Origin of the sequence: Ureibacillus sp. FSL E2-3493 (assembly GCF_038077515.1) — a bacterium.
GTDB classification, from domain to species: Bacteria; Bacillota; Bacilli; order Bacillales_A; family Planococcaceae; genus Ureibacillus; species Ureibacillus halotolerans.
This window is the reverse complement of the sequence record NZ_JBBOPK010000001.1, coordinates 470005-496722: the sequence shown is the minus strand read 5'-3', so window position 1 is coordinate 496722 and position 26718 is coordinate 470005. Positions and strand designations below refer to the sequence as shown.

The 26718-nt window shown below is 34.7% G+C and carries 32 protein-coding genes, 1 pseudogene and 1 other annotated feature; of the genes and pseudogenes, 9 read left to right on the top strand and 24 right to left on the bottom strand.

Annotated features, from left to right (window positions below; translation table 11 throughout):
• Nucleotides 1-135: 135 nt before the first annotated feature.
• Entirely contained in the window at nucleotides 136-387 is a 252-nt protein-coding gene (locus MHH69_RS02705; protein WP_341361692.1) for a hypothetical protein, read from the bottom strand.
• Between the two features lie 188 nt (nucleotides 388-575).
• Nucleotides 576-1913 carry an alkaline phosphatase gene (locus MHH69_RS02700; protein WP_341361691.1) on the bottom strand — a complete coding sequence of 446 codons (1338 nt, stop codon included), beginning with the start codon at nucleotides 1911-1913 and terminating at the stop codon, nucleotides 576-578.
• 387 nt (nucleotides 1914-2300) lie between these two features.
• On the opposite strand from MHH69_RS02700, the gene MHH69_RS02695 reads away from it, so the two are divergent.
• Nucleotides 2301-2906 (top strand): hypothetical protein, encoded by a 606-nt coding sequence (locus tag MHH69_RS02695; protein WP_341361690.1) that lies wholly within the window; start codon nucleotides 2301-2303, stop codon nucleotides 2904-2906.
• Nucleotides 2907-3039: 133 nt separating this feature from the next.
• A complete protein-coding gene (locus tag MHH69_RS02690) occupies nucleotides 3040-3534 on the top strand; it encodes an SRPBCC family protein (RefSeq protein ID WP_241559368.1) in 495 nt (164 codons plus the stop codon).
• Nucleotides 3535-3667: 133 nt separating this feature from the next.
• Here the strand turns inward: MHH69_RS02690 and MHH69_RS02685 are convergent, their stop codons facing one another.
• Nucleotides 3668-4228, bottom strand: a complete 561-nt coding sequence (locus MHH69_RS02685) for an MOSC domain-containing protein (protein ID WP_241559367.1) — start codon at nucleotides 4226-4228, stop codon at nucleotides 3668-3670.
• Nucleotides 4229-4382: 154 nt separating this feature from the next.
• On the opposite strand from MHH69_RS02685, the gene MHH69_RS02680 reads away from it, so the two are divergent.
• A complete protein-coding gene (locus tag MHH69_RS02680; RefSeq protein WP_122973189.1) occupies nucleotides 4383-4901 on the top strand; it encodes a methyltransferase family protein in 519 nt (172 codons plus the stop codon).
• Nucleotides 4902-4954: 53 nt separating this feature from the next.
• Here the strand turns inward: MHH69_RS02680 and MHH69_RS02675 are convergent, their stop codons facing one another.
• The 6 genes from MHH69_RS02675 to MHH69_RS02650 all read right to left on the bottom strand — a co-directional run bounded on the left by MHH69_RS02675 (nucleotide 4955) and on the right by MHH69_RS02650 (nucleotide 9589).
• Nucleotides 4955-5362: an NUDIX hydrolase gene (locus MHH69_RS02675; protein WP_122973188.1), complete on the bottom strand. Its 408-nt coding sequence runs from the start codon at nucleotides 5360-5362 to the stop codon at nucleotides 4955-4957.
• Nucleotides 5363-5442: 80 nt separating this feature from the next.
• Nucleotides 5443-6786, bottom strand: coding sequence for an amino acid permease (locus tag MHH69_RS02670; RefSeq protein ID WP_122973186.1), 1344 nt, complete (start codon nucleotides 6784-6786; stop codon nucleotides 5443-5445).
• Nucleotides 6787-6873: 87 nt separating this feature from the next.
• Nucleotides 6874-7127, bottom strand: a binding site (T-box leader).
• Nucleotides 7128-7310: 183 nt separating this feature from the next.
• Nucleotides 7311-7628 (bottom strand): hypothetical protein, encoded by a 318-nt coding sequence (locus MHH69_RS02665; protein WP_341361689.1) that lies wholly within the window; start codon nucleotides 7626-7628, stop codon nucleotides 7311-7313.
• Nucleotides 7629-8129: a methylated-DNA--[protein]-cysteine S-methyltransferase gene (locus tag MHH69_RS02660; protein WP_341361688.1), complete on the bottom strand. Its 501-nt coding sequence runs from the start codon at nucleotides 8127-8129 to the stop codon at nucleotides 7629-7631. It abuts the gene before it with no gap.
• On the bottom strand, nucleotides 8116-9030 hold the full coding sequence (locus MHH69_RS02655; RefSeq protein ID WP_341361687.1) for a DNA-3-methyladenine glycosylase family protein: 915 nt from the start codon (nucleotides 9028-9030) through the stop codon (nucleotides 8116-8118). The genes MHH69_RS02660 and MHH69_RS02655 overlap by 14 nt, the downstream gene beginning before the upstream one ends.
• Nucleotides 9017-9589 carry a bifunctional transcriptional activator/DNA repair enzyme AdaA gene (locus MHH69_RS02650; RefSeq protein ID WP_341361686.1) on the bottom strand — a complete coding sequence of 191 codons (573 nt, stop codon included), beginning with the start codon at nucleotides 9587-9589 and terminating at the stop codon, nucleotides 9017-9019. The genes MHH69_RS02655 and MHH69_RS02650 overlap by 14 nt, the downstream gene beginning before the upstream one ends.
• A gap of 242 nt (nucleotides 9590-9831) precedes the next feature.
• Between MHH69_RS02650 and MHH69_RS02645 the strand changes: the two genes are divergently transcribed.
• From MHH69_RS02645 to MHH69_RS02625, 5 genes are all read left to right on the top strand, one after another.
• The gene (locus MHH69_RS02645) at nucleotides 9832-10365 is read left to right on the top strand and encodes an SF0329 family protein (RefSeq protein ID WP_122973178.1); all 534 of its coding nucleotides are present in this window, start codon (nucleotides 9832-9834) and stop codon (nucleotides 10363-10365) included.
• 132 nt (nucleotides 10366-10497) lie between these two features.
• A complete protein-coding gene (locus MHH69_RS02640; protein WP_122973176.1) occupies nucleotides 10498-11058 on the top strand; it encodes a PadR family transcriptional regulator in 561 nt (186 codons plus the stop codon).
• A complete protein-coding gene (locus MHH69_RS02635) occupies nucleotides 11058-11531 on the top strand; it encodes a DUF4188 domain-containing protein (RefSeq protein ID WP_122973174.1) in 474 nt (157 codons plus the stop codon). The genes MHH69_RS02640 and MHH69_RS02635 overlap by 1 nt, the downstream gene beginning before the upstream one ends.
• A 140-nt stretch (nucleotides 11532-11671) precedes the next feature.
• Nucleotides 11672-12802, top strand: a complete 1131-nt coding sequence (solA, locus tag MHH69_RS02630) for an N-methyl-L-tryptophan oxidase (RefSeq protein WP_122973172.1) — start codon at nucleotides 11672-11674, stop codon at nucleotides 12800-12802.
• A gap of 117 nt (nucleotides 12803-12919) precedes the next feature.
• Nucleotides 12920-13546 carry a GntR family transcriptional regulator gene (locus MHH69_RS02625; RefSeq protein ID WP_122973170.1) on the top strand — a complete coding sequence of 209 codons (627 nt, stop codon included), beginning with the start codon at nucleotides 12920-12922 and terminating at the stop codon, nucleotides 13544-13546.
• A 74-nt stretch (nucleotides 13547-13620) separates the two neighbouring features.
• Here the strand turns inward: MHH69_RS02625 and MHH69_RS02620 are convergent, their stop codons facing one another.
• From MHH69_RS02620 to MHH69_RS02600, 5 genes are all read right to left on the bottom strand, one after another.
• Nucleotides 13621-14169 (bottom strand): GNAT family N-acetyltransferase, encoded by a 549-nt coding sequence (locus tag MHH69_RS02620; protein WP_122973202.1) that lies wholly within the window; start codon nucleotides 14167-14169, stop codon nucleotides 13621-13623.
• Nucleotides 14170-14203: 34 nt separating this feature from the next.
• A complete protein-coding gene (locus MHH69_RS02615) occupies nucleotides 14204-15052 on the bottom strand; it encodes a metallophosphoesterase family protein (protein ID WP_341361685.1) in 849 nt (282 codons plus the stop codon).
• A gap of 174 nt (nucleotides 15053-15226) precedes the next feature.
• Nucleotides 15227-15865: a pyridoxamine 5'-phosphate oxidase family protein gene (locus tag MHH69_RS02610; protein ID WP_122973167.1), complete on the bottom strand. Its 639-nt coding sequence runs from the start codon at nucleotides 15863-15865 to the stop codon at nucleotides 15227-15229.
• Nucleotides 15866-15933: 68 nt separating this feature from the next.
• Nucleotides 15934-16215 carry a hypothetical protein gene (locus MHH69_RS02605; RefSeq protein WP_122973165.1) on the bottom strand — a complete coding sequence of 94 codons (282 nt, stop codon included), beginning with the start codon at nucleotides 16213-16215 and terminating at the stop codon, nucleotides 15934-15936.
• Between the two features lie 880 nt (nucleotides 16216-17095).
• On the bottom strand, nucleotides 17096-17677 hold the full coding sequence (locus MHH69_RS02600) for an NAD(P)H-dependent oxidoreductase (RefSeq protein ID WP_122973648.1): 582 nt from the start codon (nucleotides 17675-17677) through the stop codon (nucleotides 17096-17098).
• A 121-nt stretch (nucleotides 17678-17798) separates the two neighbouring features.
• On the opposite strand from MHH69_RS02600, the gene MHH69_RS02595 reads away from it, so the two are divergent.
• Nucleotides 17799-18164, top strand: a complete 366-nt coding sequence (locus MHH69_RS02595; protein ID WP_341361684.1) for a winged helix-turn-helix transcriptional regulator — start codon at nucleotides 17799-17801, stop codon at nucleotides 18162-18164.
• Between the two features lie 217 nt (nucleotides 18165-18381).
• Here MHH69_RS02595 and MHH69_RS02590 read toward each other — a convergent pair.
• The 10 genes and pseudogenes from MHH69_RS02590 to MHH69_RS02545 all read right to left on the bottom strand — a co-directional run bounded on the left by MHH69_RS02590 (nucleotide 18382) and on the right by MHH69_RS02545 (nucleotide 26663).
• Nucleotides 18382-19289, bottom strand: a pseudogene (locus tag MHH69_RS02590) (D-alanine--D-alanine ligase).
• Nucleotides 19290-19293: 4 nt separating this feature from the next.
• On the bottom strand, nucleotides 19294-20742 hold the full coding sequence (pdxR, locus tag MHH69_RS02585; RefSeq protein WP_122973651.1) for a MocR-like pyridoxine biosynthesis transcription factor PdxR: 1449 nt from the start codon (nucleotides 20740-20742) through the stop codon (nucleotides 19294-19296).
• Between the two features lie 422 nt (nucleotides 20743-21164).
• The gene (locus MHH69_RS02580; protein WP_122973652.1) at nucleotides 21165-21815 is read right to left on the bottom strand and encodes an alpha/beta fold hydrolase; all 651 of its coding nucleotides are present in this window, start codon (nucleotides 21813-21815) and stop codon (nucleotides 21165-21167) included.
• Nucleotides 21816-21825: 10 nt separating this feature from the next.
• On the bottom strand, nucleotides 21826-22353 hold the full coding sequence (locus MHH69_RS02575; protein ID WP_122973653.1) for a hypothetical protein: 528 nt from the start codon (nucleotides 22351-22353) through the stop codon (nucleotides 21826-21828).
• A 77-nt stretch (nucleotides 22354-22430) separates the two neighbouring features.
• Entirely contained in the window at nucleotides 22431-23075 is a 645-nt protein-coding gene (locus tag MHH69_RS02570) for a TetR/AcrR family transcriptional regulator (protein ID WP_122973654.1), read from the bottom strand.
• Between the two features lie 253 nt (nucleotides 23076-23328).
• The gene (locus MHH69_RS02565) at nucleotides 23329-24381 is read right to left on the bottom strand and encodes a DUF4179 domain-containing protein (protein WP_122973655.1); all 1053 of its coding nucleotides are present in this window, start codon (nucleotides 24379-24381) and stop codon (nucleotides 23329-23331) included.
• Nucleotides 24323-24904 carry a sigma-70 family RNA polymerase sigma factor gene (locus MHH69_RS02560; RefSeq protein ID WP_122973656.1) on the bottom strand — a complete coding sequence of 194 codons (582 nt, stop codon included), beginning with the start codon at nucleotides 24902-24904 and terminating at the stop codon, nucleotides 24323-24325. The genes MHH69_RS02565 and MHH69_RS02560 overlap by 59 nt, the downstream gene beginning before the upstream one ends.
• 139 nt (nucleotides 24905-25043) lie before the next feature.
• Nucleotides 25044-25655 (bottom strand): FMN-binding negative transcriptional regulator, encoded by a 612-nt coding sequence (locus MHH69_RS02555; protein WP_341361683.1) that lies wholly within the window; start codon nucleotides 25653-25655, stop codon nucleotides 25044-25046.
• A 13-nt stretch (nucleotides 25656-25668) separates the two neighbouring features.
• Nucleotides 25669-26190, bottom strand: a complete 522-nt coding sequence (locus MHH69_RS02550) for a GNAT family N-acetyltransferase (RefSeq protein ID WP_341361682.1) — start codon at nucleotides 26188-26190, stop codon at nucleotides 25669-25671.
• 20 nt (nucleotides 26191-26210) lie between these two features.
• Nucleotides 26211-26663 carry a MarR family winged helix-turn-helix transcriptional regulator gene (locus tag MHH69_RS02545; RefSeq protein ID WP_341361681.1) on the bottom strand — a complete coding sequence of 151 codons (453 nt, stop codon included), beginning with the start codon at nucleotides 26661-26663 and terminating at the stop codon, nucleotides 26211-26213.
• Between the last annotated feature and the right edge of the window lie 55 nt (nucleotides 26664-26718).

The following is a 26718-nucleotide window of genomic DNA, read 5'->3' as shown; positions in this document are numbered from 1 at the left end:
CTAGTTACTATTATGACCTAGTACTAAATTTAGTGCAAAAAATTCCTCTTCCCTTTTTCATTTGTTTTATAAAAAAAGCGTATTTGATAAAAATATCAAATACACTTCTTCACCCTTTTACAGAGAAAATACGCTTTATTGGAGAATCGTTAGAAAAATAAATGCTCCACCACCAAATACGAAAAGTAACGCTATACTTAGTATCCACCCTAAATAACTATTAAAATTTAATAAACCAATAAACGTAGTTACATAAACTATTAAGCTCTTAAAACTAGATGTTTCTACTTTGACCATTTTCAATTCTTCTTTCAACTCTGAATAACCTAATGGAATCAAACATAGACCTAAAAAAAGAAGTATAATACCTATCATTAATGGTGACATATTTGTACACTTCCTAAAGCAACTTGTTGTCTTCATTATAGATGATTATTCTACTAATCATCTATTATTTCTCCTAAAAAATCGTTAACTATAAGCATTTTCTCAGCATACACAGATGTACTATAAAAAAAGAAACTGTAGGCAATTACGATTTCCATCGTTATTACCTACAGTCTTTTACGTTTATATTATTTAAGTTTCATTGCATCCTTCATAATTTGTGGTAAGTCTGTGTTATCGTGGAACCCTACAAATTCATCGGATTTTGGACCGAATGCAAAGACAGGAACTTGGGCTGCAGTATGACCATATCTTGTCCAACCAATACCTGCACGTTCACTGATAACTTTATTGATCGCTGATTTCGCATCTTCTGCTTGTTGAACAGTAGCAACTTCTGCATCTGTTAATTCAATACCAGTATATTGTAATACCACTTCTTTTACATTTGAACGGTCTGCGTTTAATTGACTCGCCATAAATTCACCCGTAGCTGTTACATTTTTAAGAACGTCAGCTGTTGTATTTGATGATGAAGAAGAGCCTACTGAAATACCACCTGTTTCATGGTCTCCAGCCACTACGACTAAAGTATTGCCATCTTCTTTTGCAAATTCAATTGCCTCTTGAACTGCTTCTTCAAAAGCTTTTGTTTCATGCATAGCATAAGCTGCATCATTGGATTCGCCAGCCCAGTCAATTTGACTTCCTTCTACCATTAAGAAGAAACCATCTTTATCTTGGTTTAAAGTATCAATTGCCTTTTCTGTCATTTCAGCTAAGCTTGGTTCTTCCGTATCAACACGGTCAAATTCAGGCGCAAGGGCTTCACCTGCGAATAAACCAAGTAATTTTTCTCCCTTTTCTACATTTACCTTTTTAACTTGTTGTAACTGTTCACGGGTTTCAACAAATTCAAACCCTTTTTCTTGTGCTTCATCGATTAAGTTTAGTTCAGTTTGTTTACCACCTTTTGATGTTGGTAAGAAGTTATTTTTACCTCCACCTAAGATGACATCCACACCGCTTTCTTGAATGTATTGGCGAGCGATTTCAGTTTCGTTGCTACGGTGTTCTACATGGGATGCAAAACTAGCAGGAGTTGCATGGGTAATCGTAGAAGTGGCAACTAAACCTGAAGATTTACCTGCTTCTTCCGCTGCTTCAAGAATTGTTTTTACTTTATTTCCTTCTGGATCAAAACCAATGACACCATTGTTTGTTTTAATACCTGCAGCCATCGCTGTACCTGCAGCGGCAGAGTCTGTAATATCAGCATTCGCCGAAAAAGTCGTGTACATCCCTTTAATATGAGCATCCCAAACTGCTTCTTCCCCTTTGAAAATACGGTAATTAGCCGCATGATTTGCACCAAATCCGTCTGGAATCATATAGATTACATTTTCTACTTTTTTATTTTTATTTTGTTTCGCTTCATCCTTTTTTGCTGCATCTACAGTACTTAAACCTACCCCCGACAGAACAAGTCCTGTACTTAACGCAATTAAACCCATTTTTTTAAACATGAAAACCTCTCCTTAAATATATGATTTATCATTACGTTTAGTAGTTTATTTGTTCTGTATTAATTGAGGATGAATAGGTTGTAAAGGTTCAATGACAAAATTTTAGACAAATTACCTATGGGAAATTTTTAAAATTATCTAAATTTAATTCTATCATCCTATATCGATACTATTTTCGATTAATATAGTTCAACTATCCAAAAAAATACAGAAGATTACCTTTACAAAATTTACATAAATCCTTTTGGATAAATAATGTTTTGAAAAATTACTATACGAATACATTATTTCAAATATTTAGAAAAGTAAGGATAAGCTTAGAGAAATAGTATAATTGGAATCGGACTATTTTAATAGTTTATATTACAGACCCAGGGAGGGCTTAAAGTGAAAAGGATTTCATACATTCTATTTTTATTAATGATTGCTTTACTAACTGCTTGTTCGGACGATAAGCAAGATACGAAAGTTAGTGAAGAGACGAAAGAAGAAGGCCTTAATGTAGACAAAGGTCTATTAAACGTTGAAGTAACGTTACCTGCTTCTATGTTTGAGGGAGAAGAAGATATTGATACGGTGATTGCAGATGCTGAAGCTGATGGTATCGATAAGGTGACAAAAAATGATGACGGTTCCGTTACTCTTAAAATGTCAAAATCGAAACATAAAGAATTGATGAACGAAATAGAAACATCGATTAAAGAGTCTATCGAAGAAATGAAAACAAGTGGAGACTATGCATCGATTAAAGATATTGCCCATAACGATAAGTTCACGGACTTTACTGTAGTAGTTGATAAAGCAGCTTATGAAAATAGTATGGATGGATTTGTAGCGCTTGGTTTAGGTATCTCTGGTGCGATGTACCAACTTTATGATGGAGCAAATCCAGATGATTATAAAGTAACCGTTTCGGTAAAAGATGAAGCCACTGATGAAGTGCTTGATGAAATGGTATATCCAGATGACTTAGAAGATATAGAAACGGAATAAGCAATTAGCATTCACACTTTAAACAGCGGAATAACTATTTCCGCTGTTTTTTATCATTCGCACACAAATATTTCTTAATGTTCAAAATAATGGTAAAATCATTTGTAATCATTTATATAAGAAGAGATTCTTTTTGACAACTACTACAAATGGTAAGTCAATTATGAAAGAGATAACAATTAATGTCCCTCTGAACTTCGTTTGGTATGCTTGGACAATCTCCGAAAGAGTTTCCGAATGGTTTGCACCAGAGAGCATAGTAGAGCCGGAAGAAGGCGGTGCGTACGAACTTTATTTCATACCAGGAAATAGAACGGGTATGAATACGAAAGGTTGTAAAATTATTAAACTCATTAATGAACAAGAGCTTCAATGCACTTGGAAAGGTCCCGATCAATTCGACACATTAATGAACAACGAAAACGACTTAACAACTGTTAAAGTAAATTTTACACCTATCAATGAAAATTCAACAAAGGTCGTTATTTTGCATACTGGATTTAAAGATCGTGATGGCTGGATTGAGGCTATTAATTGGCATGAAATGGCTTGGTCAGGTGTGTTAGAAAGCTTAAAATCAGCTCTTGAAAAAGGCGAAGGTCAATTATGTTGCCAACCTTTAAAATAAAACAACGCTGAAAACTATTAAAATAGGATGCAGCGTTGTTTGATTAAATAAGAAAAGAGTGATGGATTGACACTCTCAAATTTAGATTGTCTTGCGTGTATTTTTTCATGGCAAATCGTGGGATTGGTTGAGCCTATACCCGTTCGAGTTTTTTATATGGCTTCGAAGGATATTCAACTCGGATGGCATCTCCCGGTTTTACTTCACCGCTTTCCAAAACAATACCCATGATTCCTGCTTTTCGTATGAGATTTCCATTAGCATCTTTTTCTACGACTGCTTTTAACAATCCCGGTTTAAAGTCATCGATTTGACCACATGGATTACGTAATCCTGTCACTTGTACAATGGCCTTCTCCCCTATGTATAGCTTTGTGTCAGTAGGTAGTTCAAGGAGATTGATGCCAACGGTCGTAATATTTTCACCCATTTGCCCTGGTTCAACCGTAAAATCGTCTTTTAACTCTTCAAACAACTCGTTTTGAATTAAATGGACTTGTCTTAAATTTGGTTGGTTAGGATTTTGGGCAACTCTCGAGCGATGTTTTACCGTAGAACCGAAGTGGGCATCCCCCTCCACACCTAAGCCTTTTACCAACTGGATACGCTCTTGATTATCTTTACTAAAGGTATGCTTACTACTTAAACTGACCGCTATAACAGTTCCTAACATTAAATTTTCTTCCTGCACCATTGCCTCTCTCCTTCCCTCTGTTTATTATTCAAAAAATCTCTCATTATTCCTTCTTCAATCGGACTTTAACTTCATCTATTTTATAGAAGAAATGAATTCTATTTTAAAATTTTCGTAATATAAATAAATAAGAGAACAAAAAAGGAGGATTAAAATGAATGCATTGCTAACAGTTATTCCCCTTTTCCTTATACGGTATGGTTTACTAAGTCTAATAAATAAGCAGGGGCTTAGACGTGCAGCTTTTTATGCCCCGCTATTAGGAAAAGAACAAATTGCTTACTATATATATCAAGTGACGACCGTTCTTATACTATTAAGTTTATTTTTTCTCAACATTAAACCCGATTCTCTTTTATTTAATATCGGACTAGTTGTCTATATTTTAGGGATTGTTTTATATGCGGTATCTACAATCAATTTTGCCAACCCTAAAATGAATGGAATAAATGTAAACGGGCTATATAGAATCTCCCGTAACCCGATGTATGTTGCCTATTTTATTTATTTTTTAGGCTGTGTTTTACTTACCCAATCATGGATTTTATTTGGGTTATTAATCATTTTCCAATCCTCATCTCACTGGATTATTCTTTCAGAAGAAAGATGGTGTATAAAGAAATTTGGTGCCGACTATATAAAATATATGAATAAAGTGAGACGCTATATTTAAAAGTGTAAAGTAGTAATTACTAAAAGCGTTCATCTTTTATTAAATTAGTGACTTTAAAATTCAATATAAAAAGGTTGTAGTTCATCATTTAAGCAGTACTCAATTCTTTGTTTGAAGTTTTTCCAAGTGACCATTTTCAATGCTTGGTGGATTGGAAAATAACCTACTTCTAAACTTTCAGAACTTGTAGTTGGCACTCCTCCGATAGGTTTACCTAAAAATAATGTATTGCATATACACCCTTGGACATTTTGAAAGACGCCACAAAACTTCGTAATTTCAATATCAATACCGGATTCTTCTTTCGTTTCTCGAATGGCCGCGTCCTTTAAAGATTCCCCTTCTTCTACTTGACCACCTGGCATTTCCCAGCCTCTTTTAGGTCCTTTAATTAATAAAATTTCATGATCATCATTTAAGACAATCGTTGCAGCTGAAATAATATGTTTTGGTGTAGCCATCTAAAGTGAACCTCCCCATAAAAATCCTCTTCTTCATTATTCAATAAAAGGTTCATGATCCCCTCTCTAAAAATTATTTGTTACTTCTTCATCTTATAGCCAATATAGAGAATGAAGAACCAAACAGGGGCTACGAATAATGCAACGCGCATATCCGGAATGAAGGCCATTAAAACGATAACAAGGGCTAAGAATATTAGGGCTAAATAAGTTGAAATCGGGTAGAACGGTACTTTAAATTTAATTTTTTCCCCTTCCAATTTCGTTTTTGATTTTCTAAAACTTAACTGGGCTAAGAGAATAATTGTCCAGCTCGTAATGACCGCAACGGTTGCCACTGCGGAAATATATAAAAATACTTTTTCAGGAACAATATAATTCAACACAACAGCCACTAGTAAAAAGAATGAAGAAAATAAGATGCCCCGTCTTGGACTACCATTCTTGCTAAGGGTTTTAAAAAATTTTGGTCCGTTATTTTGCAAAGATAAATTGTAAAGCATTCTTCCTGAACCAAATAAACCACTATTAAAGGCCGATAACGCCGCTGTTATGACAACGAAGTTTATAATATGGGCTGCGCCTGGAATACCAACATTATCAAAAATTAATACAAAGGGACTTCCGTTAGATCCGACTTCATCCCACGGATATAAAATCATCATGATGCCTAATGCACCGATGTAGAAGATTAATATTCTCCAGACAACATTATTAATAGCAGAAGGAATCGATTTTTGAGGATTCTTTGCCTCTCCTGCTGTAATACCGACTAACTCGACGCCACCAAAGGAGAACATCACAAGTACAAGGGACATTAAGATTCCTTCAAATCCATTTGGTACAAAACCTCCATGGGACCATAAATTATCAAAACCAATTGGCTCACCATTGTTACCAATACCAAATAAAATAATGCCTAATCCGAGGATAATCATCCCAATAATAGCGACTACTTTAATCATCGCAAACCAAAATTCAAACTCCCCAAACGCCTTTACATTCGCAAGGTTTACAATTGTAATGAGGATGAGAACGACAAGGGCTGACACCCATTGGGGAATATCCGGGAACCAATAATTCACATAAACACCGACTACCGTTATTTCGGCCATTCCAACGACAATCCACATAAACCAATAAGTCCAACCCGATAAATACCCTGCAAAGGGGCCTAAATAACGATTTGCATATGTACTAAATGAACCCGATACAGGTTCCTCTACAGCCATTTCTCCTAGTGCCCTCATAATGGTAAAAATAACGAATCCACCTATTAAATAGGAAAGTAAAATCGCTGGTCCAGCCATTTGAATGGTTGCACTAGAGCCATAAAACAAGCCAACCCCAATAGAACCACCTAGGGCAATTAACTGGATATGTCGGTTGCTTAAACCTCTTTGAAGCTTTTTATTTTCACTCAAAATGTATTCCTCCTTAAATGTTCGAGATTTTCTCCATTGCAAGTTCGATAAAAACAAAGGAATAAAAAAACGCCCTTTTGGATTAACCAAAAGGACGATTCAATTCGTGTTACCACCTTTTTTCATAAGCAACTCACATTGCTTATCTTCGTAAGTACGGTCATTTCCGACGATACTTTAGCACATAGTGACGGATGCCAAACCGGTGTAGCCTACTAAGGAAACCCTTTTCAGTACACAGCTCCAAGATGAATTCACAATTGTTCAACATGCACCTCTCATCAACCGGTTACTTTCTGTCTGTTAACATGATTGCTACTAATTCTTTTCATAGCCTTTGTTCTCATATTTCGTTTTGCAAATATTTTTCGAATTGTTTATTATTTTATAGATTAATTTCAATTTGTCAATATAGTCTCATTTTCAAAAATAAAAAATAAGATTATTTATCTATTGTTGTGAACAATCTTATCGATTCGATTATAGAAGGTTCAATATAATTTGCCTTGAAACTCCCCTCTTTATCATTTCCCGATTTCTTTCATTTCTAAAAAATCCTCTTCTCGAATTTCCCTTTTTTCCGTTAGTAAAAGGGATTGGAAGGTTTCGAATAAGTCTTGAATTTCTTTTTGTTCGTTTATTAGTTCCATGCTTTTGTTATAGGTATCTTCATCTTTGTACCTTGTAATTTCTAACCATTTTGTTTCTTCAGTTTTGCTATTTAAATAGACTGTATGGAAATCTAAATAACGATTGTAAATTTCGGAGGCTTTTTCTTGAATGGCTAAATATTGCTCCACTTTATCCTTTTGAATATGGTACTCGTATATTTTGACAAACATTTATTTCCGCCCACTTCCCATCTTCTTGGCTTCCATTGATTTTTCATGCTCAAGTAGCCATTTTTTTCTCCATAGACCACCTGCATAACCGGTTAATGTTCCGTTCGAACCAATGACTCGATGGCATGGGATAACGATACTTAATTTGTTTTTACCGTTGGCGCTGCCGACTGCGCGAATCGCTTTTTCGTTTCCAATCGTAACGGCAAGCTCTTTATATGATTGGGTTTTGGCATATGGGATTTCTGTTAACGTATTCCATACTTCTCTTTGAAAATCCGTTCCTTTTAACTCATACGGGAAAGTAAACTCTTGGCGAATGCCTCGAAAATATTCATCTAGTTGGTTATAACAATCGATTAAAGAAGTAGGTGTTTCTGCTTGTCCCCATTCCGCGCTGCTTTCCTTTTCAATGAATAAAATGGATTGGACTGCTTGTTCTGTTCCAATAATTTCGATTACCCCAATTGGTGATTTGTATTCTACTTTAAACGTTGTCATATATTGACCTCCAAAGATAAAAGGTTGCATAGGCTTGCCAACCTGTCCAGCTAGCCGCATAGTCTTCTATTTCCTCGATTGTCGGTTTCCGCTCCAAGCCTAATTGCTCTTTTAAAGCGTTATGAAGCCCGACATCTGAGATTGGGAATGCAGATGGATCCCGCAAGCATTTCATCATGACATAATGGGCTGTCCATGCTCCAATTCCTCTTATTTGTTTTAATGAAGATTCGATTTGTTCCATGTCTTTTATCTGAAGCAATTTTTTCTTAGATAATTCCCCTTCTGCCATCATTTTTGCAATGCCAATCGTATATTCAGCCTTCCTCGTCGTAAATTGCAATTTCTTTAAATCGTCCACATTTAAAGCAGCGATTTTCTCGTAGGATGGAAATAACCAATACTGCTTACCTTCATAGGTTAAACATTCCCCAAATTGCTCCACAAAACGTTTCTTTAATGTGTAGGCAAAGGTTAAATTAATTTGCTGACCGATAACTGCCCAAACGAGGGCTTCGAATAAATCGGGGATCCCAATAATCCGTAAGCCCTTATATGTTGACACAACATTTTTTAAAATTTTGTCGTTGTTAGCCATTTGGTAAAAGCCTTCTAAATCTTTGTCTAAATCAAACCATTCTGAAACAAACTCCCCTATTTTTTCACGGGCAAACTTAGATGGAACGGTCATCGGAAATTCTACCTTTATGGCGCCGTCACTGAAATTGATTTTACATAAAACCAATTCATCATAGACTTTGATTAATTTATAGACCGCTTCCCCGTTTATTTGATGGAGAATTTCCTGGTCAGACCTACCTAAAAAAATGAGACATTCGTCAAAATGAAAATCAGTTGGTGGATATAACTCGATAGAAAATTCAGCATCAATCCATTTCATAGAGAAGTTCCTTTCGATATTCACTAGGTGAACAGTTTTTTAAAGCTCGAAATACTTTATAGAAATTAGAAGGACTTTGGAATCCAACTTCGTAACAGATTTCTAAATTTGTTAAGTTAGTATTTTTCAATAAATAAGCCGCTTTATCAATACGTATTTTTTCTAAATACGTACGGGGTGTCTCATTCGTTTCTTGTTTAAATAATCGTTCCAAATAGAACGGACTCAGTCCTACTTGCTCTGCTATATCCTTTAATCCAATCGGTTGTTTATAGTGATTTACTAAAAACGTTATAATTGCTCGAACTGTTTCGATATGTGGAGAGTGCACTACTTCCGGTTGACACCTTTTACAAGGACGGTAACCAGCGTTTTCAACTTCATTAATATCATGGTAAAATTCCACATTCACCTTCTTTGGCTTTTTTGATCTGCAAGAAGGACGACAATAAATTTTCGTTGTTTTCACAGCCGTAAAAAAGAGACCATCATACTTCCGATCACAGGCAATGATTTTTTCCCACATCTCTTCAAATGATAGATGAATACTCGTCACCATGTTCCCACCTCTTCCACTTTAGTATCTCCCGTAACCCCTTTGCCTTTAAGCATATTACAATTTACAAGTACTGGTAAAGATAATGTGCTTTTAAAGTTTACTGGATTCATTTTAACAAGGAATCCCCCTTTATTTCGTCCTCATTCTTGCTGTTATGATCTAGTTGAAAGTGGTTGTTTAACTATGGAAATAGAATCTATAATGGAAACAAATGAATAGATTTTTACTGTGGAGGTAGTTATTTGTTATATAGTCCTAAATGGAGTAAAGCAAAGAAACATTTGAAAAGTTTAGTTTGTGATACATTACGATCAAGGGTCGACTTTCAAGTAATCAATTACCGAAGAGCCCATGATCAATTAGGCAGAGCGGTTATTACTATCGATAAAGTAGAAAAACTTAGTATGTGTACAATTACAGCAGAACGAGCGGAACATTACAAAGAGTGGGAGATAAGAGCTCATTTTGATAATTACGATTTCGATGATGTGGAAAACAATATTTCGATTCAAGATGAGGCTCATCAACAATTAAAAAAAGAAGGAATCTATGGTCAATATGACTTCTTCTTTACATTAGAACAATATTTTAACTCATCTATTGAAGACTCATTACAATCTACAGATATTTTAATGAAAATATTATGTTTATTAGATCGCCGTGTCGGAAAAAGAACTTTACTTAAAATGAAAGATTCGATTTTAACGGAACACGAACTCGTTCAGGAGTTTTATAAACTCCGTTGCGAAGCAGAAAAGCTATCTATTACTGCGTAAAAAGTGGGGATACTACCCCACTTTTTTTGTTTTGCATTCAATTTTATTCTAAAAATTAAAACTTGATTTTCTTTATTATTTTCGTTATTATATATCTAAATGATACATATCTTTTAGATAGGTGGTCTGCTAGTGAAAGGTTATAATGAAACGACTTATGCCATTTTAGGAATTTTAACGACGGATTGCCGATCTGGCTATTCGATTAAACAATTTATCGATCGAAGTCTTAATCATTTCTGGAAGATTAGTTACGGACAAATTTATCCAACATTAAAATTCATCGTACAAGAAGGTTTAGCGGAAGTTCATACCGCTACCACTTCAGGTAAACCAGATAAAAACGAATACACTTTAACTCCAAAAGGAATTGAAACTTTAAGAAAATGGCTTGAGCATCCGATTGAACAACTTCCCGCCGAACGCAATGAGATTCTACTAAAATTATTTTTCGGACGATTCCAAACCCGTGAAACGACCATCTCCCTCCTTGAAAATTACAAACAAAAATTACAAACGCGCATGGAAACATATCAATCGATTGAACAGGCCATTATCGATTGTGCAGACGAAAATGATATGGACGCAATGTATTGGTTATTTACTTTAGACTATGGAAAGAGAGTCACGAGAGCTGCAATTGACTGGTGTAATGTTACCCTTGAGAAGTTCATAGCTGAGGAGGAGTCATAATGACCAAAGAGGTTTTCACTGGCCGTTATACGACGGAAAATACAGAGGATATCGTTGTATTCATCATTGGAATGCGAGTTAATAAACGTCTAGCTATTCACAAATGGTTACCAGTATTTAACGCGATGCCTGGGATGATTAAGGAACTTTATTCCCATAAAGATGAATTAGGCTTTTTATCGATGGAAAGTTATTTCGGTTTAAGAACGACGGTCATGATTCAATATTGGCGTTCAATGGATGATCTTCTTGCTTATGCAAAATCAGAAAAACATTTAACTGCATGGAAACATTTTAATCAAAAGGTCGGTAACAATAATGCCGTTGGAATTTACCATGAGACCTATCAACTAAAATCAGAACAATATGAAGCTTTTTATGGCAATATGCCCGCTTATGGCTTAGGAAAAGCATTGAACCCCGTTGCCGTAACTTCAAAACTGAATTCTGCCCGAGATCGACTTAATTTATAAAATTCACGTTAAAAACCTTTAATCTATTCGATTGAAGGTTTTTCCTTTTAATTGAAACAAATATTTTCCCAATATTGTATACAATAGACTACTCCATTATAATTTGTATCACAAGAACAATGAATGGAGGATGAGATGGGATGAATTATGATGTCATTATAATTGGTGCAGGTTCAATGGGTATGGCAGCGGGTTATTTTTTATCGACAAGTGGGAAAAAGACTTTATTATTAGATGCCTGTACCCCACCTCATAACAAAGGGAGTCATCACGGGGAAACTAGAATTATTCGATACGCTTATGGTGAAGGTGAAGAATATGTTCCCTTTGTCCTTAGAGCACAGGAATTATGGAATGACTTAGAAAAAGCAACTGGGAAGCAATTATTTCTCCAGACAGGAGTTTTAAATGTGGGCAAGGAACATTCGGATTTTATCCAAAATACGATTTCGAGTGCGAAAAAATATTCATTACCATTAGATATTCTGTCTTCAAAAGAAGTACATAATCGCTGGCCTGGCATAACACTACCGAATGATTTTATTGGCTGCTTTGAACCAACGTCTGGCGTGCTAAAATGCGAAGAAAGTATAAAAGCTTACCAAGAACTTGCCGAATTAAACGGTGCGACAATCTTAACAAATAGTCAGGTAAAAGACATTTTGATTAAGGATGACAGAGTAACGATAAAGACCGACAATCAGACCTTTTACTCGGATGCATTAGTCGTTTCAGCAGGTGCATGGTCAGGAAGCCTTCTTTCAATGTTAGACTTAGAGCTTCCCCTCTCACCAGTTAGAAAAACGTTTGCTTGGTTTCAGGCGGATGAAAAAATGTATCATCAAGATCATTTCCCTGCCTTTACCTTTGAAACACCAAATGGACAATATTATGGTTTTCCAAGTATTGATGGCGCCGGATTAAAGGTAGGTCGACATGATGGCGGAGATCAAATCCATCCAGATGAATCCATCCTTCCCTTTGGAGAATTACCAGAAGATAAAGGAGATTTAATTCATTTTTTACATCAATACATGCCTAAAATCAGTCAATTACAATATGGAAAAACGTGCATGTATACCCTTACTCCTGATGAGGATTTTATCATCGATTTACATCCTAACTACTCTAACGTGGCCATCGCAGCAGGTTTCTCTGGACACGGATTTAAATTTAGTAGTGCCGTTGGACAAGCATTAAGTCAATTAATCCTTTCTGGTCAATATGATATCGATTTATCGCCCTTTTCAATAAATCGTTTTAAAAATTAATAGATAAAAGCGAATCTTATAGAAAATGGAAGTAGATTCCTCTTATAAATCCATCAAAAAGGGAAACTTTTAAAGTATAATAAGAGTGGTAAAAAATTTTCGGGGGGCCGTAATATTATGGTTTCAGATAAAAAAAGCGCTCAAATATATGCCTATGAATACATTCGGGATCGTATGTTAGACGGCACTTATAAAGGTGGTATGAAGGTCGTTGAAGAACGGCTTGCCGATGAAATTGGGGTAAGTCGTACACCGATTCGCGAAGCAATTCGACGACTTGAACAAGAAGGATTAATTAAGGACAAGCATATTTATGATCCGACCGTTCAAGATTTGATCAACATATATGAAATGCGTATTTTAGTAGAAAGCTTTGCAGCCCAAAAAGCAGCAAAACATATGACTCCAGAAACACTAAAAGAACTTAAAAACACGTTAAAGGAATCTCGAAAAGCACAGTCAAAAAATATATACGCTGCCAATCAACGCTTCCATGATTTGATCGCTGGAGAATGCCGTAATCCAAAAATGATTGAAATATTGGAAAAGGTCCGTACGGTGTTCTATTTATTTAGTTTAAAGTTAGACATTTATAAACGTCCGCAATTACTTGATGAGCACGAAGAAATTTACAAAGCAATCGAGGAGCGAAATGAAGAACTTGCCGGTGAACTGATGGCAAATCATTTAAGAAATGACCGAGACTTTACCCTAGAAGAGCTATCAGCGGTAAGTGGTAAATAAGTTAATTGAAACATAACCTAACTATTCTCGTCTATCGAATAGTTAGGTTTTACTTATGGTCTGCATGTTGATTACTAATTTTCAAAGTCTTCTTTTAATAAGGAATACATATATAGGTTATCAAATTTCCCACTGGTAAACTCGTAATTTCTTAAAAGTCCTTCTTTTATAAACCCTTGTCTTTCCACTAGCTTTTGTGATGCTTCATTTGGTGGTTCGATTAATGCTTGTATCCGTTGTAAGTTAAGCTGTTCGAATCCATATTTAATCACGGCTTCGATTGATTCCTGTGCAATTCCTTGTCCCCAGTAATCCTTGCTTAGTTCAAAGCCAATATCTGAACGAAAATGTTGGGAAACTATATTTAGAAAGCCACAACTACCAATGACTTCGCCTTTGCCTTTTAACGTAATCCCCCATCGAATACCCGTATTGTTTTCTCTTATGGATTGATACCAAGCTATTTCATCTAAAGCTTCGTCTACTGATTGAAATGGTGCTAATCCATAGTATTTCATCACTTCTTTATCAGATAAATAGGTAAAAATATTTTCCGCATCTTCTGGCGTGATTTCCCTTAAAACTAAACGGTCCGTTTCAAGGATAGGAAATTTGTTTTCTATCACTTTCCCACTCCCTACTTTCTTTTGATTGTTTTTATTTGTTCCAATAATTTTTCTCAAAAAATTGAACGATTTCCTCTTTATAATGGTATGTATCATTTATCTTTTGCAATAAATCAAGATTATGAGTATGGGCTTTTCCTGTTTCAAGTAGTTCTCGATATAAATCAAGATACGGTAGTTTTTTCTGAATGGCCCTATTGAATTCTTTTTCTATGTCATAGGAAACTTTTTTAAATTTCACCTCTGCCATCCCTTTATCATCTATTTCAAGAATGGCATATTGGGCACGTTGGTCGGAATGTAAATTGTCCCATCTGTAAAACGGTTGTCCGATTGTTCCCGGGTTAATAATTAATTGATCATTGCTACTATAGCGTAACAATTGATGATGGGTATGCGCATAAATAGCAATATCATAATCTTGATCAAATAACTGATCAAAGTTTTCCTGATGGTTAGTCGGCCATAAATCCCCACCATAACTTTTATTTTGTAAATGATGATTAATACTAATAGATAGATGATTCACTTGTTTTGTTATATGTAATGGTAAATTTTTAAGGCGATTCATATTGTTTTCATTTAAATTTTCACACTGATATTGGGCTAACCGGGAAACATAAATATCCGTCGCGTTATCAAAATCAATTTCTTTATTAAGGACATCAAGGAAGCTGTCTTCCCAGTTCCCCTTTACATAAGTAGTAACTTTAAGCCGATCTAATATTTCAAATAACTCATTTGTCCCTGGCCCAGGCATGATTAAATCTCCTAAAAACCAATAGTCAGTGACACCTTCATGAACCGCATCTTCGACAACCGCCTCTAACGCCGTTGTATTTCCATGGACATCTGCTAATAATGCAATTCTATGTTTCATCTATATTTTCCTCCAGAATGATTAAAAAGATATTATATCCGGACAATGTGACAGTACAAATTTAATAAATGTTAAAATACAATAAAGTGATTTAATTTTAATATTTAAACAATTTTTTTAAAAATAGCACCCGACTGTTGAAAATCATTTTTGACGATTAAGAAAAATACCTTTTCAATAAAGTCTTTTTGTATAACTTTCCTGAAGTCTTTCAGCAATTACATCAACACTAGAGTTTGGAATCTTAGCGTGTTCAAATAAAATTTTAGCAGCAGTTGGTAATGTTTCTTTATTAGCCCAAGAGGACGGTTCCCATAATTTTGACCTCTTAAAGGCTTTTGCACAATGTATGAAACATTCCTCTACTTCCACTACAATACCTACAATAGGTTTTTGTCCTTTAACAGCCATCTTTTCAAGTAGTTCATCATCTTTTACCAAACAAGCCTTCCCGTTAACTCTGAGTGTTTCTCCTAATCCCGGAATAAAAAATAAAAGACCCACTTTCGGATTTAATAAAATATTACGCATAGAATCTATTCTTTTGTTTCCTGGTCTTTCTGGAATAATTAAATGCTTATTATCAAGTACATGAACAAAACCAGGCATATCCCCTCTTGGTGAAACATCACAGAAACCTAAATTATCAGAAGTTGAAATTACTAAAAAAGGTGACATAGAAATAAAATCATAACAATGATGGTCTAAATCTGTAATCATCTTTCTTATTACTAATTCACTCGGAAATCCAATAATAGAACGTAATTCTTCTTCAGTTTCAATAGTATTTTTAAATTTATTATTTTGTTCCAAACAGACTTCGCTCCTTCGATTTACGACTAATATAGGAACTGCTGATATAAATAAAGTGACAATAAGAATTATTTCTTACCTTTTCGTTCTAAAAATATAGGTGCTATATTTAGTAAGATAAAAACAATTGTCATAAACCATAATGCCCTTCCGTAATTAGGTACTTCACCCAAAAGTGACCAATCTTCCTTTTTTACCCACTCCGATACAAGACTGTATTCTGTACAAAGTGTTAATGCTGTAAATGATAACCCCATTGCCATCGCGAACTTGTAATCTTTACCTGTTGCATACATATAAAGATTTACAATAGTGGCTACTAAAGCAAAAAGACCTATTATTAGCCACATAATGATGTCTCCAATTCTTCCCTTTTTTATATAGACTTTAATTGTAATTATATGGTTCCCAATACGTCCTTTGACAACCTTTCATATAATGTTGTTCAACAATCTGACTCTTTAATCGAATAAAACACTTTCCTTATTCTAAAGTGACCCCCAAATGTTAGACACAAATTTATCATTTGGAGTGCAGTTCAATTCAAGGAAAGTGCCCGATTGTGGAAAATCGTTATTTAACAAGCCCCTCATTAGTTATACATAAAGACTTACATAGTAATTACATATCAATATATAATGGATTTCATTAACGTACAGTCACTTCCAATAGAGCATGTCAGCATTATTAGTCATTGAAATTAACTTCAATTACATTGCTTAATTACCTTGTAAAATATGTGACAAGTGAGATTGCCCAGGATATAACACAGAAAAATACTAGTATGACAACTAGATTAAAAAAGGAGAATGCAAATAGTGTAAAGCCTGTGAAAAGTGTTGAAAGAACTAAACTCCACAGTACCCTTCTTTTAATACTCACCATTGCTTGAAAGACAATAAAAACAATTGCAATTAATATCGGCCATCAATAGATGATGGAATTTACCAACATGACAAAAACCCCTTTTAATTCATTATATAGTGATATAAAATAGATAACTACCAAAATATGTATTTCGCTCTAGGTTTTTTTTACACTTCCCTACTTATAAGCACTTCTCAACAATATCGCCCTTTAATTTGAATAAAGCACTTTCCTTATTCAAGGAAAGCGCCCGATTGTGAAAGAACGAAAATTACACTTACTAAGCTTTTCTCCTTATTTAAAATCGCAACCGTTTGTTTAAGTCCATTTCTCACAAATATCTTCTATTCAGTTCATTCTACTTTAAATTTCTAGGGTTATTTCTTTTAAAAATTGTTTCCTCTTCTCATCTGTTGTTAAGTTAACTCCAGAAAAATGAATCCATTTAGTGTGTTCATTTTTAATTCCTAGGTCAGCTAGAGTTCGGTTAATGAAGACCCCCCAAATAGCATTTCCTCCTTCAGATTCAATATAATTTTTATCCGTTGTAGAAGTTGAAATGACAGTTGTTTTTTCTATATTTGTCAATAAACCTTTCAGAGTATTTGTTTTTTTATCCTCTTGGAAAGCAAAGCCACTCAGCATTACTTTATCAATAAATCCTTTTAAAATAGCAGGTAAATCCCACCACCAGACAGGAAAAATAAAAATCAACTCCGTTGCCTGGCTTAATTTTTTTTGATATTCCTTAACTAATTCGTAGGGGGTTTCTCCTCTATTAAATTGCGCCAATTCTTCAGCTGTAAATACGGGATTAAACCCATCTTTATAAAGATCGATCACTTGAACTTTTTCTTCCTTAGCTTCTAAGTCTTTCGTGATAGCGGTTAAGATTGCATGATTATAGCTTCCTTCCCATGGATGTGCATAGACAATGGTTTTCATTATTAATCACCCTTCTCCCTTATTTGCATCATATTTTGATGTACATTCATATTATTGTATGCTATAACATTCTACAAGTACGGTAATTTAAGTATGATACTAACCTAAAGGAGAGTGTTAAATGGAAAAAGAATCTTATGTATTAAAAGGTAATTTGAAGGATACTGGTTTTGGATATACTTTGTCATTAATTGGTGGAAAATACAAAATGACAGTTTTATATGCTTTATATTTAAACAATAACCCTATTCGCTATAACCAGTTGAAACGGATGCTTGGCAATATTTCTTTTAAAACATTAACCAATACACTAAAGGAACTTGAGGGTGATCAACTAATTAATCGAAAAGAATATCCTCAAGTGCCTCCAAAAGTAGAATATAGTTTATCGGAAAAGGGTTTATCACTAATTCCTGTATTAGATGCAATTTGCTATTGGGGAGAAGATCAATTGAATAAAAGAAGTAACGTTAAAAGTAGACAATAACTAAAGCAGGCTGCCTGTCAGCAGCCTGGATATACATACATATAAACTTCATGGTGGTACCTGTTAAATAAGAATCAATTATTTCTTCATTACTTATCTCTAATTTTACAAAGTAGAGTGTTGCGCCAATTTTGGAATAAGAAAATTCAGCAATATAGGATCATCCTTTTATAGTAAAACTCCCATTAGGGTTTATAATTTAATAATATTTTACAAATTAATATTTTCCTCTCACATTCAATGAATGTTCAATGATTAAGTCAAGTAGCTTATGATAAGGAATACCCGCTCCCTGTGCACTTTTGGGAAACAAACTATTTTTCGTCATCCCAGGTAATGTATTTACCTCCATCACATAGGGGATACCATCTTTCAATATCATGTCGACTCGGGCGTAAACACTACATTTCAATGATTTATAGCAAGTCATTGCAGATAAATCAACACGGCTCTGTATTTCGGGAGGGAGCTGGACCACCTCTTCAATGGTAGCCACATCATCATATTTGGACGTATAATCAAAAACTCACCCTGATGACGAATCGAAATCACCGGTAAAAGCTTTCCATCCAAAATGGAGCAAGTAATTTCCTCACCCGTAATTAGCTTTTCAATGATTACTTCGGAATCCCATTTGAACACTTCTTCAATAGCAGGCTTTAGCGTTTCTTTGTCATAAACAATTTTTACCCCTACACTCGAACCACCTGAATTAGGTTTTACGACTAGTGGGAAACCATTTTTTTCTAATTCTTCCAGTTTAAGGTCCTCCATATTTGGAAGGTGAATCCAATCGGGCGTTTGTACACCTTCAAATCGGATGATTTTTTTTGAGATATTTTTATCCATACATAAGCTACTAGATAGGATGCTGCTCCCTGTATATGGAATGCCCATGGTTTCAAAAGCACCTTGAATGGTACCGTCCTCACCGAATTTTCCATGCAACGCCAGTAGTGCAATCTCAATATCTTTTACCTTTTCCACTAGGCCATCTTTGTTCTCTAAGTAGATTGGGACAATTTCATATTTATTTTTATCTAAATGCTCGATTATCTCTTCACCTGTCATAATCGACACTTGCTTTTCGGAAGAAACTCCTCCCATAATTACGCCAACTCTCATTTTTCTAACCTCCATAATTATTTTTTAAGGTATCCCCTATAATTTTAATGCCATCTATAATCTCTCTTTCTGTCAGCCTAGAAAATCCTAATCGTAAGGTATGGTGTCCACTGTTGTCCGTGTGAAAAATATTACCTGGTAAGAAAACAACGCCCTTTTGATAACATTTTTCTAAAAGTTTTCGTGCATCGATGTGGTCTTCTAGTTCTATAAAAAGGTGCAGTCCACCGTCACCAGTTAATCGTTTGAATGGAATAAATTGCTGACAATAATGAACCGTTAATTCATGCTTTCTCTTATAAACGGATTTAGCTTTTTTTAAATACTTCTCAAAGTAACCATCATTCAAATATTGATATAACACGGCTTGATCTAATGTAGACGTATGAATTGTTCGGGCTCTTTTCATACTTTCTAAGAAATTAATTAACTCTTTATCTGCCAAAATCCAGCCAACCCGTAAGCCAGGAAAAAGAATTTTAGAGAAGCTGCTAATATAAATAACATTATTGCCCTGTCCAGCGAAGGATGCCAATGATGCAAGATGTGACCCTGAATAACGTAATTCTTCATTAAATCCATTTTCAATGATTGGTAACTGATATGCGGAAAACAAATCCATAATTTCTTTCCTTTTTTGTGAGGACGTTACTATACCCGTTGGATTATGATAAGACGGAATTAAGTATGCAAAATCATATTCTTTTTTTGATAGTAATGTTTCTAACTGACGAATATTGACGCCGTCATTATCCATTTCAATTCCATCGATTTCGAAGCCATGTAATCGAAAGAGTTTAAGTGCAGAATCATTGGTTGGATTTTCACAAAGAACACGCCCGTTCTTTTTAGTTAAAGAGGATAAAATGAGATCCAGACCTTCAGTAAATCCGTTAGTAATTAATATATCTTTATTTCTAGTGTCTACCCCTTTAATTTCCATATAGTGAAGTAAATATTCGATAAGTGGTTGATAGCCCTTTGCATATCCATAGTTAAGAACGATGTCTCCTTCCATAGACATCCGATTTAAAAAAGCCCTTTTAAAATTTCCCACATCAAAAAGTTTTTCATCTGGTGCGATGCTATTAAATGAAATAAATTCCTTATTCCAGCGCATACCATGCTTTTTAAGGTCCAACTCATCTGCCAACAAGGTTTGTTCATTGACTTTATCAGTCCAATTTAACTGGATAGATAGCGATTTGAATGTCTCAACACGACTTACAAAGTTTCCCTTCCCCTTTACAGCATAGATCAGTCCTTCTTGTTCCAAATCCGCATAAGCAGTTAGAACAGTGTTTCGGCTAATTGATAATAAAGAGCTAAGTTCACGAGTTGATGGAAGTTTTTGGTTCTCAATTAAATGCCCGTTTGTTATCATTCTTTTTAAATATTCCTTAAGTTGAATATATATAGGACGGTTTTCTGTAATCTTAAAATCGTTAAACACGCCATTCATCCCCTTGCTAACATTTTCACATTCCTGCACTCATTCCAAAAGGTCCACCCAAAATGTATTTTTAAGGTCTTGTGGATGGGTGTGGAACTACATCTGTATATGATTATTTCATTTTAATGTAATATTCAGGAAATTTATAGGCATCAAAATGAATTGGAGAAGCGATTAATAGTTCAGCAAGGTTGGACAGTATAAATGTGCTGGAATCATATTGTTTTCTCAACTAAACAATCTGTCCTTTTTTATGAAGAAAGACGCTATCCTTATTCAGGAAAGCGCCCGATAATTAAAGATCGTTACTAACAAATACCCAATTATACTTGTTTGTATATAAACTTTCCCTAATTGAAATGGAGGTACTGGTCATCCACGTTAAACCTATTTAAAATCCACCTGATCGTTTAATAAATTATTTAAGGTATTTCTTTTCTTATCTCATTTTTTCTAGAAGCTTCTTTTAAAAAACGCTTAATCACAATAGCTAATTCCATTGGTTTTTCTATATTTACTTCATGTCCCGCTTGTTCAATCACTGCATATTGAGCCTTCACTAAAGCCTTAATAAATTCTTTAGAAGCCTGTTGATTAACATAGTCTTTTTCCCCACAAATAGCAATGGCTGGACACTGTATTTGTTGAAGGTTTGTTTTTAAATTGAGATTTTTCAATGAGCGACATAATAACAATAATTGTTCTTTATTTAGATTGTGCTTTTCAAAATACGATTTAGGTAAAAGAGAGAAGATAAATTGTTGAAATTTTAATAAATACGGAGGTGGTTTCAGTTGTACTGCAATCAAGAGTAAAGATTTAACCTTCTTTGGATATTGAATCGCATACTGACAAGCCATCACAGCGCCGAGGGAAATGCCACCTAAATGGAAGGGTGCTGGATATTTTTCACATTCCTTTACAAATTCTTCATATAATTGGTTATATGTGGATGCTTCTTCAGTTTTGAATAATTCAGGACAATGAATCTGCCATTCATTTGGTAAATTTAAAATTGTTTCTTGCCAACTAGCTGCAGTTTGGCCCATACCATGTAACAACACTAACTGCATCACTATTCCCTCACACCGTTTTACTTTTAGCAAAATCGACTACTATGGAAATAAAAGATAATACTACCATTACTAATACATGATAAACACTAGAATTTATATCCATAGTAAAATAATTGAGGAAGTGCATACAACTATACAAAATACTAAAAACGAGTGGTATTGTTATTAAAAAAGTGATGCTCATCGCTCGATAGATTTGCTTTTTATACTTCATATAAATACGGTATACACACCATAAAAATAGGCAACTAATTACTGCAATACTACCACCAAGTGAAAAAATGAGCCTTTGTTGAAGTAACATACTTAATATAAATAAAAACGGTAAAATAAGTAATGTGATACTTACCAAACTATCTCTTAAAGGATGATTTGCTTTTAAAGCGACTGTAAACAACACCCCAAATGCTAGAAGCGATAGTAAAACAATAAGTGACCAGTCTAAATCTGTGCTTATCGTATAGTCACAAATTAAACAAACTATTGCTGCGGCAATCGATAGTATCCATAAAACTAAACCCGAAATACGTTTCATTACAATACCTCCTATCTTTTTCATACCTACTAAATGTATGTATAGTTGTAAAAATAAAATGCCTTTTATAAGACATTTTATTTTTCTGCAAGACGATGCAATTGTTGCTGAATAGTACTACTCACCATTTCTTCATCAAATAATGGTAGGCCCATCTTCGTCAACATATCGCTAATAAATATGAATTTATGAATCATTTCTTCTGGACTTGCAGGATAGACTGTTGGCATCAACCATATTTCTAATAATGGCAATAGTTCTGATAATTCTTTTGCATAAGCTGTTTGGATGGAACCATCTGCAATTCCTTCTTGCATTAACTCTAACCAAAGCGGGCTTAAGTTTCTTCGATTAGACTCAATCATCCCTGCCAAAATACGCGGGTTTTGAAGTAATGGCAGTGCCTGCTCTGATATTCGAATTCCTTCCTGATTAGATTGATTCAACGTAACAGCCAATTTCAATTTTTGTAAGCCATTAAGATCACTACGATTGCGTAATTCATCGAATGGATTATGCTCTAAAAACATTCGGTTGATTAACGCCTCCATAATCTCATCTTTAGATTTGAAGTGGTGATAAACCGCACCTCTTGTCATGCCCTCCAGTCCATCTACAATATCTTGAATTGTTGTTTGATCAAAGCCTTTCTCCAGGAAGAGCTTTTGTGCCACATTCAAAATTTTTTCTATTGTTTGCTCCGGATATTTATTGCGTGCCATCCTTGTTCCAACTCTTTTCATACATTCAGTATGTATCTATCATATAAAGAGATATTCTAATTGTCAATAATTTCAATCAGTATAGACTTCAAATCCCATTGTTACCATTACACAATGTTTATACCACAATCTGGCCCGATTGCTGAATCGTTTAAATCATTTTCAACCAATTTTATAATATAGAGTGTCCATTACATAAAATAGAGAAAAGCGATTGCACCGGGCATGCAATCGCTCTTATATTTTCATCGTCTTATCGTATTGTCACTGTAAAGCTTTCAAAGTTTATTTCAGGTCCTTCATATGTTTGGGATTTCGTTATTGCTGTTTCATTGCCTTGCAGGTCGACCTCGACACCCATTTCAGCCTCTGGGAAGATCATATACGGAGTTACTGTTAATTTTTCTACATCAACTTTTTTTGGATCAATTAAGATTGTACCTGTGATACGTTTCTTTTCATGATCGACGATGGCACCGCCTGAATGGGACGAAAGTTCATTCCCCTTCTCATCGATTACTTTAAAGTCGATTCTTCCATTTCCTAAATCTTTATCATAATCTGCTTGATAACTAAACAATAAACTAGCTGGACTGACCTTTACTTCTGATACTTTTAAATCTACGCCATTCGCTTTTTGTTGGTGATTGATAACTACATTTTGAACTTCGTTGTTTTGATTAACTTGAGTTGTGAACTCCCATTGTTTGCCGTCTACCCCAGTAAAAGTTACCCCTAGCGTAAAAGTATCAGGCAAATCTTCCATTGAATCCATATCGACGATTCCCATTTTATGAATAGAAGAAAGTTTCCTTTCGCTATAAGTGCTAGTACCTGAAAAGGCTTTTCCATTGATAGTGATTTCTGGTCCGGAAAATAGATAGAAATCGCCAATTGGTTTTTCTGATACAATGGAAAACCCTATCGTTAAACGAGTCTCATCATAAAACACTTCATCTAACGTCATCGAAGTGTTCCCTACCCTTTCCGAAGTTCCAATGAGTTGAGATAATCCCTGTTCATTTACCTGTTCTAAACCAGGGTCACCTGAATCACTAAACACAGAACCTAATATAGGAATCTTTGAAACGATATGGGCCATAGCTGGTGAGACTGAAGACGTACTAACTAATAGTAGAAAGGCAGCTGCAACAGCGGTTAAGCTATAGACGATTTTGTTGCCTTTTAACTTTTTCCTTTTCCCTTCATATTCGCCAATCGTATTCGAGATAATGGCATCTAGTTTTTCAGTCGGGACATGAATATGATTCATTTCTTCCTGAAACGACCGAGTTTTGTCTGTCATCAAAATAAACCCCCTTTAATTTTGAACGTAAAATTTCTAATCCGCGGCGTATATTCGTTTTCACTGTACCTTCTGGACAATCGAGAAACGTTGCAATTTGTTTAACGGTATAATCTTGATAAAACCGTAATAGTAAGACTGTCTTGTACTTTTCTTCAATGTCATCCATTGCTTGAAGAAGATCTAAATGTTCCTCCGATTGAAAATATGTAACATTCCCTATCTGTTCATAAAGTTCATTGTTCATCAAAACGAACTTTTGTTTCTTTTTTAATGCGGCGATGGCTGTATTTATTAAAATTCTCATTAGCCACGTTGAAAAATAGTCGTTCTGTTTCAATGTACGAATGGAATTTAAAGCTTTATAAAGGCTTTCTTGAAACACTTCGAGGGCATCTTCCTCATTTTTCATATACATATAAGCCATTCTGTACATTTTTTCTTTCTCTTCGTGAATGAGCAACTGAAATGCTTCTGTATCCCCCTTTTTCGCACGCTTTACTAGCTTTGATTTACTCTCCAACGTACAACCTCCTTTCGCTCATACTAATTAGAGAAATGACAACAACAAAACGATTCAACTTTTTATTAAAAAATAAAAAAATCGGCTCCCACTCTCTGGAAGCCGTTATCGATTAACCTTATTATATAGAAAACTTCTTTTATTTTTGTAGATTTTTCTTCATAAGAGAAGCTACTTGTATATTGTCGTGTTGGATGGTATTTTCTAGATTTTTTATAACGAGCCCTTGCCGTTCAACAGGATGATTTTGACTTAATTTCCCTTTCCCATCAATTTTCGTAATATGTATTTTAAACGCTACAATCCCTTTAGTCATTCCTTCGATAAAACTTGGCTCTACACTTTCTAAATTGTATGGACTATCGGGCGCTTCATATTTCTTTACTAAATCATTTAACGAGTTAAAAATGACTTCTTTATCTTCTATAATCTCAAGCTTTCCATATACATGGATTGATACATAATTCCAAGTTGGCACTGCCTTTGTTGTTTCGTACCAAGAAGGTGAAATATAGCAATGGGGACCTTGGAATATCGCAAGCACTTGCTGGTCTCCAGCATCCTTCCACTGTAAATTTGGCCGGGCAAAATGGCCATATAAAGCCTTTTCACCTTTATTTAACATTAGTGGTAGATGGGTTGCATAAGGTTCTCCTTTATGTTGGGAAACTAAAGTGGCAAATCCATATTGTTCGATCAAATCATAAATGACTTCTTCCTCTTCCAATTTGAAATATTTAGGAATATACATTCGAATCCCCCCTTTAATTAGCGAGCGTTTTCGTCATAATATAGTCGATTTGTTCCTCATCCCCCATATAAAACGAGTGGGCACCCGTTTGAACAAACCCCATTTTGTTATAAAAAGCGATGGCGTTTTCATTTTTTTCCCATACACCTAACCAAATTTTCTTTTTATTATATTCCATCGCAATGTCCATCGCTTTATTTAATAAATATTTACCAAGGCCATGTTTTTGAAATGATTCCTTTATATAGATTCGTTCAATTTCAAGGGAGTCATCACCCATTTCTTCCGATTGGGCATCACCAATATTCACCTTCAAATAGCCGGCGACTTCATTTTGAAAATAAACAAAATAATATTGGGAACCTTTATTGGATAATTCCTTTTCTAACTGTTTTAAGTTAAATGCCTTTTCTAAGTAAGTATTCATGTTTTCCGGCGAATTCTGGTCTTTAAATGTATCGTAGAACGTTTCGATACTTACTTCTTGCAACGTTTGTAAGTCTTCTAGCGTACATAATTTTATGTTCACAGTCATTTGCATAGCCCCCTCCTCCATCAATAACTTCTCTTGTTCCCCTTTTTAACAAATTCCCAATCGGTTTCCACATTTTTTCTTACTCGATAAAGGTAATCAAACAGTATTTCTGCTTCTTTTTCGGAAAATCCCTGTAATGCCACACTGTTGGAATAATCATTTTCTCGTTTAATAAAAGGATAAACTTTCTTACCCTTTTCTGTCGGGTAAAGTTTTTTTATTTTTTTGTTCTGTTCATCATCTTTCTTTTCAATAAAGCCATGTAACTCCAGCTTTTTTATTGCACGAGCGGCCGTTGTTCGATCTACCTTTATCATTTCAGCTAATTTTTCTTGAATGATTCCAGGGTTTTCATAGATTCGCACTAAATACAAATATTGTCCTTTTGTCAGGTCATATTCTTTAAATTCGATGTTGCTTATTGAATCCAATGCCCTTGCGATCATACCAATTTCACGAAGAATGTCTTTCATCGTTACCACTCCTACTTTATTGTTGCAAATACAATAAAAAATCATCTATATTTAA